The sequence below is a fragment of the Mesorhizobium onobrychidis genome (assembly GCF_024707545.1).
Classification (GTDB): domain Bacteria; phylum Pseudomonadota; class Alphaproteobacteria; order Rhizobiales; family Rhizobiaceae; genus Mesorhizobium; species Mesorhizobium onobrychidis.
In genome coordinates this window covers 5,277,598-5,290,980 of sequence record NZ_CP062229.1, presented here as the reverse complement: position 1 = coordinate 5,290,980, position 13,383 = coordinate 5,277,598, and the positions used below count along the sequence as shown (strand labels likewise).

Annotated in this window: 13 protein-coding genes and 2 pseudogenes; 13 read left to right on the top strand and 2 right to left on the bottom strand. The window is 63.5% G+C overall.

Going from position 1 to position 13,383, the window contains the following annotated elements; translation table 11 throughout:
- Positions 1–324 precede the first annotated feature (324 nt).
- The 13 genes and pseudogenes from rpoZ to IHQ72_RS26330 all read left to right on the top strand — a co-directional run bounded on the left by rpoZ (position 325) and on the right by IHQ72_RS26330 (position 12,584).
- Positions 325–726 (top strand): DNA-directed RNA polymerase subunit omega, encoded by a 402-nt coding sequence (gene rpoZ, locus IHQ72_RS26395; RefSeq protein ID WP_029354482.1) that lies wholly within the window; start codon positions 325–327, stop codon positions 724–726.
- Between the two features lie 111 nt (positions 727–837).
- On the top strand, positions 838–3,066 hold the full coding sequence (locus IHQ72_RS26390) for a RelA/SpoT family protein (protein ID WP_258118252.1): 2,229 nt from the start codon (positions 838–840) through the stop codon (positions 3,064–3,066).
- Positions 3,067–3,199: 133 nt separating this feature from the next.
- Positions 3,200–3,778 carry an orotate phosphoribosyltransferase gene (gene pyrE, locus IHQ72_RS26385; protein WP_258118251.1) on the top strand — a complete coding sequence of 193 codons (579 nt, stop codon included), beginning with the start codon at positions 3,200–3,202 and terminating at the stop codon, positions 3,776–3,778.
- Between the two features lie 72 nt (positions 3,779–3,850).
- Positions 3,851–4,231, top strand: a complete 381-nt coding sequence (locus IHQ72_RS26380; RefSeq protein ID WP_258118249.1) for a VOC family protein — start codon at positions 3,851–3,853, stop codon at positions 4,229–4,231.
- Between the two features lie 206 nt (positions 4,232–4,437).
- A pseudogene (locus tag IHQ72_RS26375) lies at positions 4,438–4,527 on the top strand (DUF2062 domain-containing protein); the annotation flags it as partial.
- Between the two features lie 44 nt (positions 4,528–4,571).
- On the top strand, positions 4,572–4,985 hold the full coding sequence (gene acpS, locus IHQ72_RS26370) for a holo-ACP synthase (protein ID WP_258118248.1): 414 nt from the start codon (positions 4,572–4,574) through the stop codon (positions 4,983–4,985).
- 77 nt (positions 4,986–5,062) lie between these two features.
- The gene (gene lepB / locus IHQ72_RS26365; protein ID WP_258118247.1) at positions 5,063–5,812 is read left to right on the top strand and encodes a signal peptidase I; all 750 of its coding nucleotides are present in this window, start codon (positions 5,063–5,065) and stop codon (positions 5,810–5,812) included.
- Between the two features lie 4 nt (positions 5,813–5,816).
- Positions 5,817–6,542 carry a ribonuclease III gene (gene rnc, locus IHQ72_RS26360; RefSeq protein WP_258118246.1) on the top strand — a complete coding sequence of 242 codons (726 nt, stop codon included), beginning with the start codon at positions 5,817–5,819 and terminating at the stop codon, positions 6,540–6,542.
- Positions 6,539–7,471 (top strand): GTPase Era, encoded by a 933-nt coding sequence (gene era / locus IHQ72_RS26355; protein WP_258118245.1) that lies wholly within the window; start codon positions 6,539–6,541, stop codon positions 7,469–7,471. The genes rnc and era overlap by 4 nt, the downstream gene beginning before the upstream one ends.
- A 42-nt stretch (positions 7,472–7,513) precedes the next feature.
- Complete coding sequence (locus IHQ72_RS26350) at positions 7,514–8,437, top strand: aminoglycoside phosphotransferase family protein (protein WP_258118244.1); 924 nt, start codon at positions 7,514–7,516, stop codon at positions 8,435–8,437.
- A 48-nt stretch (positions 8,438–8,485) separates the two neighbouring features.
- Complete coding sequence (gene recO, locus IHQ72_RS26345) at positions 8,486–9,262, top strand: DNA repair protein RecO (protein WP_258118242.1); 777 nt, start codon at positions 8,486–8,488, stop codon at positions 9,260–9,262.
- A pseudogene (locus tag IHQ72_RS37190) lies at positions 9,259–9,776 on the top strand (PaaI family thioesterase). The gene recO and the pseudogene IHQ72_RS37190 overlap by 4 nt, the downstream one beginning before the upstream one ends.
- Before the next feature lie 63 nt (positions 9,777–9,839).
- The gene (locus IHQ72_RS26330; RefSeq protein ID WP_258118238.1) at positions 9,840–12,584 is read left to right on the top strand and encodes a DUF2339 domain-containing protein; all 2,745 of its coding nucleotides are present in this window, start codon (positions 9,840–9,842) and stop codon (positions 12,582–12,584) included.
- Between the two features lie 3 nt (positions 12,585–12,587).
- On the opposite strand, the gene IHQ72_RS26325 is transcribed toward IHQ72_RS26330, so the two are convergent.
- Both IHQ72_RS26325 and IHQ72_RS26320 read right to left on the bottom strand, forming a co-directional pair.
- On the bottom strand, positions 12,588–13,016 hold the full coding sequence (locus IHQ72_RS26325; protein ID WP_258118237.1) for a type II toxin-antitoxin system VapC family toxin: 429 nt from the start codon (positions 13,014–13,016) through the stop codon (positions 12,588–12,590).
- Positions 13,006–13,260: a type II toxin-antitoxin system VapB family antitoxin gene (locus IHQ72_RS26320; RefSeq protein ID WP_258118236.1), complete on the bottom strand. Its 255-nt coding sequence runs from the start codon at positions 13,258–13,260 to the stop codon at positions 13,006–13,008. Before IHQ72_RS26320 ends, IHQ72_RS26325 begins: the two co-directional genes overlap by 11 nt.
- Positions 13,261–13,383: the final 123 nt, after the last annotated feature.

The window sequence follows — 13,383 nt, the reverse complement described above, 5'->3', positions numbered from 1 at the left end:
AAGCGGTCGTCTAAATGCGCTTGACTATCGGTCGGCTTGAAATAACCCGGCTGACCTTCGTCATTCGAGATAACGCCGGTTTTACGGCAATCCAAGGGTATGATGCTGATAGCAAGCAATTGTGATCGGCGCCGTATAGTCGCATGCACTCGGCCATCGCCCGGCCCCCGGACCTGACCCCGGACCTGGCCCCGGACCTGGCCCCAGACCTGGCCCCAGACCTGGCCCCAGACCTGGCATTGCCAAAAAGCTTGTATTTTGGCGGCGTTCGGGTTATGGACCGCGCCTGTTTTCCATCAAATCCAGGCATGAAAGGGGCAGCTCATGGCCCGCGTAACCGTTGAAGATTGCATCGACAAGGTCGACAACCGCTTCGAGCTCGTGCTTCTGGCCGGCCACCGCGCCCGTCAGATCAGCCAAGGCGCGCAGATCACCGTTCCTCGTGACAACGACAAGAATCCGGTCATCGCGCTGCGCGAGATCGCCGAGGAGACATTGTCGCCCGACGACCTCAAGGAAGATCTGATCCACTCGCTGCAGAAGCATGTCGAGGTCGACGAGCCGGAAGCCGATGGCGAGGCGATCGCCGACCAGACCGGTACCGCCGCTGCGGCAACCGATGCCGACGATACTGAGGACAACATCACCTTCGACCGCATGACCGAGGAAGATCTCCTGGCCGGCATCGAAGGTCTGGTGCCGCCGGAAAAAAGCGACGATTATTGATCTTCGCCACGGCTGCCGACACTTTCGCGTCGGCGGTTTCGTGGTTATCTATGACATGCGCCGTACGCCAGTGCGGCGCATGATTCATTTCAGCCTTGCGAGATCCCGCCCATGATGCGTCAGTATGAGCTTGTCGAGCGCGTCCAGCGCTACAAGCCTGACGTCAACGAGGCGCTGCTCAACAAGGCCTATGTCTACGCCATGCAGAAGCATGGTCACCAGAAGCGCGCCTCCGGCGACCCCTATTTCTCGCATCCGCTCGAAGTCGCCGCCATCCTCACCGAAATGCACATGGATGAGGCGACGATCGCGGTTGCCCTGCTGCACGATACGATCGAGGACACCACGGCGACCAGGGCCGAGATCGACGAGCTGTTCGGTCCGGAAATGGGCAAACTGGTCGAAGGCCTGACCAAGCTGAAGAAACTTGACCTCGTCTCCAAGAAGGCCGAGCAGGCTGAAAACCTGCGCAAGCTCTTGCTGGCGATCTCGGAAGACGTTCGCGTGCTGCTGGTCAAGCTCGCCGACCGCTTGCACAACATGCGCACCCTCGACCATGTGCCCGAAGCCAAGCGCCTGCGCATCGCCGAGGAAACGATGGATATCTATGCGCCGCTGGCCGGGCGCATGGGCATGCAAGGCATGCGCGAGGAGCTCGAGGAGATCGCCTTCCGCTTCATCAATCCGGAAGCCTACCGCGCCGTAACCGCGCGGCTCGCCGAAATCTTCGAACGCAACAAGGGCGTGCTGTCCGAGATCGAGAGGGCGCTGTCCACGCTGTTCGACAAATATGCGATCAAGGCCGAGGTCAAGAGCCGTCAGAAGAAGCCGTGGTCGGTGTTCCGCAAGATGGAGGCCAAGGCACTGTCCTTCGAGCAGCTGTCCGACATTTTCGGCTTTCGCGTCGTCGTCGACACCGTCGAGGACTGCTACCGGGCGCTCGGCGCTATCCATACGACATGGTCGATGGTGCCCGGCCGCTTCAAGGACTACATCTCGACGCCGAAGCAGAACGACTACCGTTCGATCCACACCACCATCGTCGGACCGTCGCGCCAGCGCGTCGAGCTGCAGATCCGCACCTATCAGATGAACAAGATCGCCGAATATGGCGTTGCCGCGCATTCGATCTACAAGGACAGCGGCGGCAGGGTGAACGGCACTGCCCACGCGATCTCGAAGGAGACCAACGCCTATGCCTGGCTGCGGCGCACCATCGAGCAGCTTGCCGAAGGCGACAATCCCGAGGACTTCCTCGAAAACACCAAGCTGGAACTGTTCCAGGACCAGGTGTTCTGCTTCACGCCCAAGGGCATGCTGATCGCGCTGCCGCGCGGCGCCACGCCGATCGACTTCGCCTACGCCGTGCACACCGATGTCGGGGACACCTGCGTCGGCGCCAAGGTCAACGGTCGCATCATGCCGCTGATGACCGAGTTGAAGAATGGCGACGAAGTCGAGATCATCCGCTCCAAAGCGCAGGTGCCGCCGGCGGCGTGGGAAGCGGTCGTCGTCACCGGCAAGGCGCGCTCGGCGATCCGCCGCGCCACCAAGAATGCCATCCGCAAGCAGTATTCGGGTCTCGGCATCCGCATTCTGGAACGCGCCTTCGAACGGTCCGGCAAGACTTTCACCAAGGACAGCCTGAAGTCGGTGCTGCATCGGCTGGCACGCAAGGACATCGAGGATGTGCTGGCTTCGGTAGGCCGCGGCGAACTTGCCTCCACCGATGTCATGAAGGCGGTGTTTCCCGACTACAAGGACGAGCGCGTCACGCTGGCCGCGCCCAAGCAGCGCGAGGAGGGCTGGTCGAAGATCCGCAACGCCGCCGGCATGCTGTTCCAGATTCCGGGCCGCGCAGCACGCAAGGACAAGGACCAGCCAAAGGACGGCGCCGTGCCGATCCGCGGCGTCCGCGGCGACCTGCCGGTGCGCTTCGCGCCGGAAGGTGCTGTGCCCGGCGACCGCATCGTCGGCATCGTGCAGCCGGGAACCGGCATCACCATCTATCCGATCCAGTCGCCGGCGCTGCAGGCCTTCGACGACCAGCCCGAACGCTGGATCGACGTGCGCTGGGACATAGACGAACGCACCAAGGAGCGGTTTCCGGCGCGCGTCTCGGTCACCGCCATCAACGCGCCGGGCTCGCTGGCCGACATCGCGCAGGTCGTTGCATCCAACGACGCCAACATCCATACATTGTCGATGGTGCGCACCGCGCCCGATTTCACCGAAATGCTGATCGATCTCGAAGTCTGGGACCTGAAGCACCTGAACCGGCTGCTGTCGCAGCTCAAGGACAATTCGAGCGTCAGCGATGCGCGGCGCGTGAACGGCTAGAAATCACTACCGCATCGGCCCGAAAATCGGAATCGATTTTCGGAAAGCACGATGCGTAGGTAAAAGAGTTAGAGCGTACTTTGTGCGTCCAAGTGGACGCACGTCGCTCTAGCGTGCTGGAGACAAGGCAGAGATGAACACCGACGAAGTGCTGGGCATTTTCCGTGAAGCCGGTGCCGTTCTCGAAGGGCATTTCATCCTGACGTCGGGCTTGCGAAGCCCGGTCTTCCTGCAGAAAGCGCGGGTCTTCATGCATGCCGACAAGACCGAGCGCCTGTGCAAGGCGCTGGCCGAAAGGATCCGCGCCGCTGTGTCCGGCAGGATCGACTATGTCGTCGGCCCGGCGATCGGCGGGCTGATCCCGGCCTACGAGACCTCGCGCCATCTTGGCGCACCGGCGATCTGGGTCGAGCGGGAAGGGGGCGAGTTCAGGCTCCGCCGCTTCGAGATCGCCAGGGGTTCGCGCGTCGTCATCGTCGAGGACATCGTCACCACCGGCCTGTCGATCCGCGAGACCGTCGACTGCCTGCGCGCGCTTGGCGCCGAGGTCGTTGCCGCTGCCTGCATCATCGACCGCTCGGCCGGCAAGACGGATGTCGGCGTGCCACTGATCGCGCTCGCCGAGTACGAGGTTCCGGCCTACCCGGCTGACAAGCTGCCGCCCGAGCTCGCCGCCATACCGGCCATCAAGCCCGGCAGCCGCAACATCTGACGCATGTCGACCAAAAGTGTGCAGCGATTTGGGACAACGACATGCATAAAACAAGGTAACGGAGGCGCTGCCGTGATTACCGGCATCGATCATTTCGTGCTGACGGTTCGCTCCGTCGAAGCCACCTGCGCCTTCTATCAGCGCGTGCTCGGCTTCAAGCGCGTCGACGCACCGAACCTGCCGACGGCGCTGTTTTTCGGAACGCAGAAGATCAACGTGCATGAGGCAGGCCACACTTTCGAGCCGAAGGCCAGGGCGCCCACTCCGGGCTCCGCGGATTTCTGCCTGGTCGCCGCCCGTCCGCTCTCCGAGATATGCGCCAGCCTGGCGGGCAACGGCGTTGCCGTCGAAGTCGGGCCGGTCGAGCGGATCGGCGCCCGTGGCCCGATGATGTCGGTTTATTTCCGCGACCCGGACGGCAATCTTGTCGAGGTCAGCGAGTATGGACCGTAGTTAGCTGGGGTTGCTGCTGATCTCTGCGCCGAATTCGCCTCCTCAAATCCGCCGCCCGGGCGCCCGACGAGCTTCGGTTGTCCTTCGGCCAGCGTATCGCTATATCAAGGTGGTTGTTGCCTTTCGACGGCGGCAAAGCGCAAGATGTGGCTGTCGCGCCCGGGTGGTCGGAGCGGCAGCTTTTGGATATCAGGAAATGGAACAGAGTGCTTTTTCGACGCCGCAAGCCTGATGGTTTTCTCGAGCGGATGCGTACCTATCTGTGGCCACGCCGCTCTTTCTCGCGCTCGCTGCGCCTGGCGGACAGAGCTGGAATCGCCGGACGGGAAGTTCCCGCCGAATGATCATTGGTATCGGCAGCGACCTGATTGATATCAGACGCATCGAAAAATCGCTGGAGCGCCATGGCCAGCGCTTCATCCAGCGCATCTATACCGAAGTCGAACAGGCCCGCTCCGAAAACCGCGGCGCCCGCGTCGCTTCCTATGCCAAGCGCTTCGCTGCCAAGGAGGCCTGCGCCAAGGCGCTGGGCACCGGTATGGCGCAAGGGGTGTTCTGGCGCGACATGGGCGTCGTCAACCTGGCCAGCGGCAAGCCGACCATGGCGCTGACCGGCGGGGCCGCGGCTCAGCTGGACAAAATCCTGCCTGACGGCCACAGAGCGGCGATTCACCTCACCATCACCGACGAGTTTCCGCTTGCTCAAGCCTTTGTGATCATCGAGGCGTTGCCCGTCGAAGAAGCGCCGTATTGATTGCATCTGACCACCGGCATGACGTTGCCCAGCGCGCGCCGTGACTCTATACCAACCAATGCATAATCGAGGACGACATGAGCGTGGCTGAAAAATCCCAGAAGAAATCCGGCGGGCTTGGCGAAACCGTCAGCGTCATCGTCCAGGCGCTGTTGCTCGCTCTGGTTATCCGCACGCTCCTGTTTCAGCCATTCTCTATCCCGTCCGGGTCGATGCGGCCGACCTTGCTTGAAGGCGACTATCTCTTCGTCACCAAATGGTCCTACGGCTTCTCCCGCTATTCGCTGCCGTTCGGGCCGGACATCTTTTCGGGCCGCATCTGGGGCGCCGAGCCGAAGCGCGGCGACGTGGCGGTGTTCAAGTTCCCGCCGGACCCCTCCGTCGACTACATCAAGCGCGTCGTCGGCCTGCCGGGCGACAAGATCCAGGTCAGGGACGGCCAGCTCTTCATCAACGGCGTCGGCGTGCCACGCCAGAAGGTCGGGCAGATCGACAATCGCGACATTACCGAGGAGAGCGGGCCGGTCGACGTCTATCGCGAGACCTTGCCGAATGGCGTCAGCTATGACACGCTCGACCTGATACCCAACTCGATCGGTGACAACACTCAGGAATTCGACGTGCCGCCCGGCCACTATTTCATGATGGGCGATAACAGAGACAATTCCTCGGACAGCCGCTTCACCGTAGGTTTCGTGCCCGACGACAACTTGGTTGGCCGCGCCAATCTCATCTTCTTCTCGATCGGCGGCAGCGCCAGCCCGCTCGAAATCTGGAAATGGCCGTCGCTGATGCGCGCGTCGCGCCTGCTCCATTTCGTCAATTAGGATCATGGCGGCGACAAAACGGCTGACCGTCGACGCGCTCGCCGAAGCGCTCATGGAGCGCACCGGCCACGCCTTTGCCGACCGCCAGCGCCTGCAGCGCGCGCTGACCCATGCCAGCGCCCGCAGCAACCATGCCGGCATCGACTATCAGCGTTTCGAATTCCTGGGCGACCGCGTCCTCGGACTGGTCGTCGCCGACATGCTGCTGGCGGCGTATCCGGACGCTGCCGAAGGTGAGCTGTCGCTCCGGCTCAACGCGCTGGTCAATGCCGAGGTGCTGGCGGACATCGCCGAGGAGATCGGCCTGCCGGAGTTGATCCGTGCCGGCTCGGACGTACGCGGCCTGGACGGGCGCAAACGCGTCAATCTGCGGGCTGATGCGCTGGAATCGCTGATCGCCGTGCTCTATCTCGACGGCGGGCTGGAGGCGGCCCGCGCCTTCATCCACAAATACTGGCGGCCGCGCTCGCAGGCCATCGGTGCCGCCCGCCGCGATGCCAAGACCGAACTGCAGGAATGGGCGCATCAGGCGGCAGGCGCCGTGCCGGTCTACATAATTGACAGCCGCGAGGGACCGGACCACGATCCGCTATTCACCGTCAGCGTCAAGGTCGGCGCCTATCCGCCGGCGATCGGCAGCGGGCGCTCCAAGCGCGAGGCCGAGCAAGCCGCGGCCACTGCACTGCTGTTGCGCGAAGGCGTCTGGCTCAATAAGGGGAGCGCGGCATGACCGCCACCGATGACGTCCCGCCGGCAACAGAAGCTGCCGTCACACACTCCGGCTTCGTCGCGCTGATCGGCGCGCCCAATGCGGGGAAATCGACGCTGGTCAACCAACTGGTCGGCGCCAAGGTGTCGATCGTCACCCACAAGGTGCAGACGACGCGCGCCATCGTGCGCGGCATCGCCATCCACAACAACACACAGATCGTCTTCGTCGACACGCCGGGCATTTTCAGGCCGAAGCGGCGGTTGGACACGGCGATGGTGACGACCGCCTGGGGTGGCGCCAAGGACGCCGACATCGTGCTGTTGCTGATCGACGCCGAGCGCGGCATCAGGGGCGACGCCGACGCCATCCTCGAACGGCTGAAGGATGTCCGCCAGCCGATGGTGCTGATCCTCAACAAGGTCGACCGGGTCAAGCCGGAGGCGCTGCTGGCCCTGTCCGCGGCAGCGAATGAAAGGGTGCCCTTCAAGCGCACCTTCATGGTCTCGGCGCTAACCGGGTCGGGTTGCAAGGACCTGCTCGACTATCTGGCCGAAACCCTGCCTGCCGGCCCCTGGTATTACCCGGAGGACCAGATCTCCGACCTGCCGATGCGTCAGCTGGCGGCGGAGATCACTCGCGAAAAGCTCTATCTCAGGCTGCATCAGGAACTGCCCTATTCCTCCCATATCGAGACCGAGAAATGGGAAGAGAAGAAGGACGGCTCGGTGCGCATCGACCAGACCATCTATGTCGAACGCGACAGCCAGAAGAAGATCGTGCTCGGCCACAAGGGCGAGACGATCCGTGCCATCGGCCAGGCGGCACGCATGGAGATATCCGGTATCCTCGAACAGAAGGTGCATCTGTTCCTGTTCGTCAAGGTGCGCGAGAACTGGGGCGACGACCCCGAGCGCTATCGCGAGATGGGGCTGGAGTTTCCGCATTAGAGCATGTTCCCGAAAAGTGGGAGCCGGTTTTCGGAAAAGATCATGCTCAAACAAGAAGTCACTATCGATACAGCTCTCGTGAGCCGGTTGGTCGCCACGCAATTTCCCCGATGGAAGGATCTTGCTGTCAGGCCGGTTGCATCGGGCGGATGGGACAACAGGACCTTTCGTCTCGGAGACGATATGCTGGTGAGGCTGCCGAGCGCGGCGGCCTATGCCTTGCAGGTGGAAAAGGAACACCGCTGGTTGCCAAGGCTTGCGCCTCTGCTGCCGCTGCCTGTCCCGGTTCCCTTGGCGATGGGAGCCCCGACCGACAACTATCCCTGGCATTGGTCCGTCTACCGCTGGATCGAAGGCGAGACGGCGACGCTGGAGCGTATTGCCAGCCTGCCGCAATTCGCGGCCAGCCTGGCCCAGTTCCTGGTCGCCCTGCAACGGATCGATCCCGCCGGTGGACCGGCGCCAGGGCAGCACAATTTTTTTCGCGGCGGACCACTGAGCGTCTATGACGGTGAAACCCGGCAGGCAATTGCAGCCCTCGACGGCAGGATCGACACGGGCGCCGCCAGCGCGGTCTGGGAAGCAGCGCTTGCCGCGACATGGTATGGCGCGGCCGTTTGGTTCCACGGTGACGTCAGTTGGGGAAACCTGTTGGTCAGGCAAGGCGCTTTGAGGGCCGTGATCGACTTCGGGACTTCGGGCGTGGGCGATCCGTCGTGCGATCTGGCGATTGCGTGGACGCTCTTCGAAGGGGAAAGCCGAGAGTTGTTTCGCGCGGGTCTTCAGGCCGATGAGGCAACCTGGGCGCGAGGCCGTGGCTGGACGCTATGGAAAGCGCTGATTACGGCCGCCGGCCATATAGACGTCAATCCAATCGAAGTTGAAAAGTCGCGACGCGTGATCGATGAAGTGCTTGCCGATCACCAGCGCGCGGACCGCTACGGAAGGGGCTCACAGAGGGCCTGAAAAACCCCAATCTTGATTTCGCCACCGAAGCGGTGACAAGCTCCGTTCATGGAATGGCGCGACGAGGGAATCATTCTCGGCACCCGCAAGCATGGCGAAACCAGCGCCATTCTTGAGGTCATGACGCGTGCGCATGGCCGCCACCTCGGCCTTGTGCGCGGCGGCCGCTCGCGCAAGCAGCAGCCGGTTCTGCAGCCCGGCAACCGCGTCGACCTGTTGTGGCGGGCGCGGCTCGACGAACACCTTGGCACCTTCCAGGCCGAGGCGATCGAGATGAACGCCGCCCGGCTCATGGACAGCGCCGTCGCCATCTATGGGCTGCAGACCATGGCTGCGCATCTGCGCCTGCTGCCCGAGCGCGACGCCCATGACGGCCTCTACGAGACACTGGCCGTGATGATCGCTCACCTCGACGATACGGACGCCGCCGGCGAGCTGGTAGCGCGCTTCGAACTGCTGATTCTCGACGAACTCGGCTTCGGCCTCGATCTCAGCCAGTGTGCCGCGACCGGCGCCAGGCAAGACCTTGCCTATGTCTCGCCGAAATCCGGGCGCGCCGTGTCGCGCCAGGCAGGCGCGCCATGGCGCGACAAGATGCTGGTGCTCCCCGCATTCCTGCAGCGCGGCTCCGGCCTGCGCGCCGATCCGGCGGCGATCGAGGACGCCTTCCGGCTGACCGGCTTCTTCTTTTCCCGCCATGTCTACGAGCCGCGCGGGATCGAGGCGCCCGGTGCCCGCGCCGGCTTTCTCGCCGCCTTGCGCAAGCACCACGCGGCGGGCAAGGAGATTGGCGCCGAGACCGCCGCCGGAGAAATCATTACATGAGCGAAGTGGAACTTTATCCCGGCCGGGTCTCGCCGCTCGGCCTCGGCACCATTCCGCACGGCGACATCTCTAGATATACCGGCCTGGAATTGCTCCAGCGCATCATCGACAACAAATACCCGGCGCCGCCGATTTCGTTCCAGCTCAGTTTCGACCTGACCGAAGTGTCGGAAGGACGCGCGGTGTTCCGCGGCATGCCGAACGAGCGCTATCTCAACCCGCTGGGTGGCGTGCATGGCGGCTGGGCCGTACGCTGCTGGATTCGGCCCTTGCCTGCGCGGTGCAAACGCTGCTCGACAAGGGCGAGGCCTATATGACGGCGGAGTTCAAGGTGAACCTGACACGGCCGATCACGCCGAAGACCGGCGAGGTGGTGTGCGAGGGCAGGGTGGTGCACAAGGGCCGCACATTGGCGGTTTCGGAAGCAACGCTCAAGGATGCCAACGGCAAGCTGCTGGCTTTTGGTACCGAAACGTGCTCGATCTTTCCGGCTGCCAGTCTGGCGGCGCGCTGACTCGGCTGGCCGTCTGGCCGCCGTATTTGTCAGTAACTACTGGCTTGGTTTGGGGGAACCGCCATGTTCGAAAGCCTGATCGGCCTAGTCGCGATCATCGTGCTGTTCGTCATTATCTCGCGCCAGCAGAGCCGTATCGGCCTGATCGAGCGCGAGCTTGGCGCGCTGCGCAGCCTCGTGCTTTCGGGCGCGCATGTGGCCCCGCCGCAGGCCAAGCCGGTAGAACAGGCCGCAAACGACAGCATGCCAACAGACGCGGCAGTTGCGGCCGTGACCGAAATTGTCCCGTCATCGGCGGGCGAGGCTGAGGAAAAGCCGTCCATAGAGGTTGAAGCCGGGGAGATTGCATCCGGACCGTGGGCTGCGGGCGAAGCGGCGCCGGCTGGATCTGCACCTGCGCAACCGGCCGCCGCGACGGCGAAAGCGACGCAAAAGCCTGACATTGAAACGGCGCTCGGCACCCGATGGGCGGTCTGGGTCGGCGGCATCGCGCTGGCGCTGGGCGGCCTGTTCCTGATCCGCTACACCATCGAGGCCGGCATTTTCGGTCCCGGCGTGCGGCTGAGCATGGCAGCAATGCTCGGGCTGGTGCTGGTCGCCGTCGGCGAGTTCATCCGCCGTACCGGCTTCAAGGTGCCGGTGCAGGGCGTTGCCGGCGCCTACATTCCGGCGATCCTGACGGCGGCCGGCGCCTTCATCCTGTTCGGTACGGTCTATGCCGCGCATGGCGTCTACGGCTTCATCGGGCCGGCGCTCGCCTTCACGCTGCTCGGCGCCATCGGCGTGGCGACGATCGCAGCAGCGCTCGTACACGGCCAGGCGCTTGCCGGCATCGGCCTGCTCGGCGCGGTGGTGACGCCGATGCTGGTCGCTTCGCAGGCGCCTAATCCCTGGGCGCTGTTCGGCTATTTGGCGATCGTGCTCGCCGCCACCGGCGTCATCGCCCGCCTGCGCGACTGGAAATTGCTGATGGCGGCAGCGTTCGTCGGCACCGGCCTCTGGACCATTCTTTACATGACAGATGCGCCGGGCACCAACCTGCCTGTCATCCTCTTCATCAACGCGGTGACCCTGGCCGTGCTCGCCCTCGTCTGGCTCGGCCGTCGCCGCGGCGAAGCACAACCGGCCACGGGCTTCGACGGGCCGTCGATCGCACCTGGCTTCTTCGTCGGTCTTTCGGCGATGTCGCTTTTCGTTGACCCCGCATACGCTGCCGTCGGCGATGCCCTGCCGGGAGCAGCACTTATCGCAGCCCTGGTCGCGGTAGCGCTCTACCGGCCGCTGGCGCTGGCGCTTCTGCACGCCGCAGGGCTGGCGACGGTGCTGGTCTATCTCGGCATCATTCCGCCAACCTCCGTCGCTGCAGACTTTTCAGGTGGCGTTCTCGACGTCGAAGGTCTGCCGGCGGCAGTTGCCGATACGCTGATGCTCAGGATCGGTATCTTTCTTGGACTTATGTTCATCGGCGCCGGATTCTGGGCTGCGCGCAAATTTGCCGCGTCGGCACAAATCCGCGCCGCCTCATGGGCGGCATGGGGCGCTGTCGCGCCGCTGGTCATTCTGTTGGCGCTCTGGTTCACCTTCGGCAATCTCGACCGCGATCTTGTCTACGCGGCGGTTGCAGCCCTTCTGGTGGTGGTCTTCGCCGCCGGCGGCGAGTGGATAGCGCGCGGTGAAGAGCCGCCGCTACAGGGCGGTGCTGCCGTCTCCTTCGCGATTGGCGGGGCAGCAGTCGCCGCCTTGCTGATGATCTACATGGCCTTCGGGTCCGGCTGGACCACCATCCTCCTGGGTGCGGCGGCCATCGTGCCGGCGCTGGCCACCCGCTGGCGCGCCTATCCGGTGCTCGGCTGGATTTCGGTCGGCACGGTCATCGCCGTACTCGGCCGCGTCGCCTTCGATCCGACAATCGTCGGCGCCGAATTCCTGTCGACGACGCCGGTATTCAACTGGCTGCTGCCGGGCTACGGCGTGCCGGCGCTTGCCTTCGGCTTTGCCGCCTGGCAGCTTGCCCGCACCACAAATGGCCGGCCACGCCTAGCCATGGAAGCGGGCGCAGCACTGTTTGCGCTGCTCACGGTTGCCATATTGGTGCGCCACGCCATGCATGGCGGCGCCATCGACACGGGTGCTGTCACGCTCGCCGAGCAGGCGATCTACACGCTGATCGCCATCGGCGCCGGCGCCATCCTGGTCGCCATCGACATGCGCTCGCCAAGCTCGGTGCTGCGCTATGGTTCGCTTGCTGCGGGCGTGGTCTCGGTCGCCTTCATCGTCATCCAGCATTTTGGGGCGCTGAACCCGCTGTTTACTGACGAATCGACCGGGCGAATCCTGGTGTTCAACCTGCTGTTCCTCGCCTATTTCTTGCCGGCCGCCGCTGCCGGCGGGCTCGCGCTCTATACCAGAGACAAGCGGCCGAAATGGTACGCCGCGATGCTGGCGCTGGTGGCGGCACTGCTCGCCTTCGCCTATGCGACGCTGTCGGTTCGGCGGCTGTTCAAAGGCGAGTTCATCGGCCTGTGGAGCGGCCTCGGCCAGCTCGAGACCTACACCTATTCCGCGCTGTGGCTGATCATCGGTGTGGCGCTGCTCACCGCCGGCGTCTGGCTGAAGTCGCAGGCGCTGCGCATTGCGTCGGCCGCGCTGATCTCGGTCGCGGTGTTGAAGGTGTTCCTCTTCGACATGTCGGAACTGGAAGGCGTGCTGAGGGCGCTGTCCTTCATCGGCCTCGGCGCGGTGCTGATCGGCATCGGCCTGTTCTACCAGCGGCTGCTGACGCGCGCGGTCAAATCCGGAGCCGGATAGTATTCAGGCCAGATCGGTCTGCAAGAAATCATTGCCCTTGTAGAGCAGGGGTACCCGGGAGGCCTTGGCGCATGCATAGCTGAAGCAGTCGCCGAAATTCAGCTTGGCGGGATGGCCGACATATCGACCGTAGTCGCGCGCGGCTTTGACTGCGAGCTCGCGAATGGCAGCATCCAGTGGAACTTCCACGGCCTTGAGTTCGGCCAAGAAGCCGATGACGATCGTTTGGCATTGATCGATCAGAGCAGGCGGTGTCGGAGCTTGATCGCCGCTTTCAGCCACAGATTTCCTGCGGGCGATTCCGAGAATAGCTTCAAAAGCGGAACTCGGCGAGAAATAGAGCGTCTCGGCAGTTTCAATCCTTCTCAGCAGACGTTCCGCACCTGCCTCTCTCAAAATCAGCGCAATAATGGCGGAAGCATCAAGAAACATCGGGTTCTCCCCAGGCCTCGTCCATGAATTTCTTCATATCGAAGGTGGGGTCATCGGGACCAAGCGCGCTCGCGGCATCCTGATACTTTTTGATACGCTCGCTCAGCGGAAGGACAGAGTTCGCTCGCTCAAGCTCGCGCTTGAGCGCGATTCGCACTGCTTCAGTCTTCGTGGGGGCCTTGATGGCGGACTGCAATTCACGAGCCAGCGCGTCGACCTCGTTATCACGGATGTACAGAGACATATCGATTCTCCAAACGTATATTCCAAGGCGAATATACCGAATATATCGCTTCGAATATACGCCCTTCCGGGCGCGCTTTCAACCTCAGGCTTCTCATTCATGGCGTGCGGCGCCTTGACAGGT

What these genes read in the sequence shown, in the direction of transcription:
- rpoZ (WP_029354482.1), top strand. Translation starts at nt 325, where the DNA reads ATGGCCCGCGTAACCGTTGAAGATTGCATCGACAAGGTCGACAACCGC.
- IHQ72_RS26390 (WP_258118252.1), top strand. Translation starts at nt 838, where the DNA reads ATGATGCGTCAGTATGAGCTTGTCGAGCGCGTCCAGCGCTACAAGCCT.
- pyrE (WP_258118251.1), top strand. Translation starts at nt 3,200, where the DNA reads ATGAACACCGACGAAGTGCTGGGCATTTTCCGTGAAGCCGGTGCCGTT.
- acpS (WP_258118248.1), top strand. Translation starts at nt 4,572, where the DNA reads ATGATCATTGGTATCGGCAGCGACCTGATTGATATCAGACGCATCGAA.
- lepB (WP_258118247.1), top strand. Translation starts at nt 5,063, where the DNA reads ATGAGCGTGGCTGAAAAATCCCAGAAGAAATCCGGCGGGCTTGGCGAA.
- rnc (WP_258118246.1), top strand. Translation starts at nt 5,817, where the DNA reads ATGGCGGCGACAAAACGGCTGACCGTCGACGCGCTCGCCGAAGCGCTC.
- era (WP_258118245.1), top strand. Translation starts at nt 6,539, where the DNA reads ATGACCGCCACCGATGACGTCCCGCCGGCAACAGAAGCTGCCGTCACA.
- IHQ72_RS26350 (WP_258118244.1), top strand. Translation starts at nt 7,514, where the DNA reads ATGCTCAAACAAGAAGTCACTATCGATACAGCTCTCGTGAGCCGGTTG.
- recO (WP_258118242.1), top strand. Translation starts at nt 8,486, where the DNA reads ATGGAATGGCGCGACGAGGGAATCATTCTCGGCACCCGCAAGCATGGC.
- IHQ72_RS26330 (WP_258118238.1), top strand. Translation starts at nt 9,840, where the DNA reads ATGTTCGAAAGCCTGATCGGCCTAGTCGCGATCATCGTGCTGTTCGTC.
- IHQ72_RS26325 (WP_258118237.1), bottom strand. Translation starts at nt 13,016, where the DNA reads ATGTTTCTTGATGCTTCCGCCATTATTGCGCTGATTTTGAGAGAGGCA.
- IHQ72_RS26320 (WP_258118236.1), bottom strand. Translation starts at nt 13,260, where the DNA reads ATGTCTCTGTACATCCGTGATAACGAGGTCGACGCGCTGGCTCGTGAA.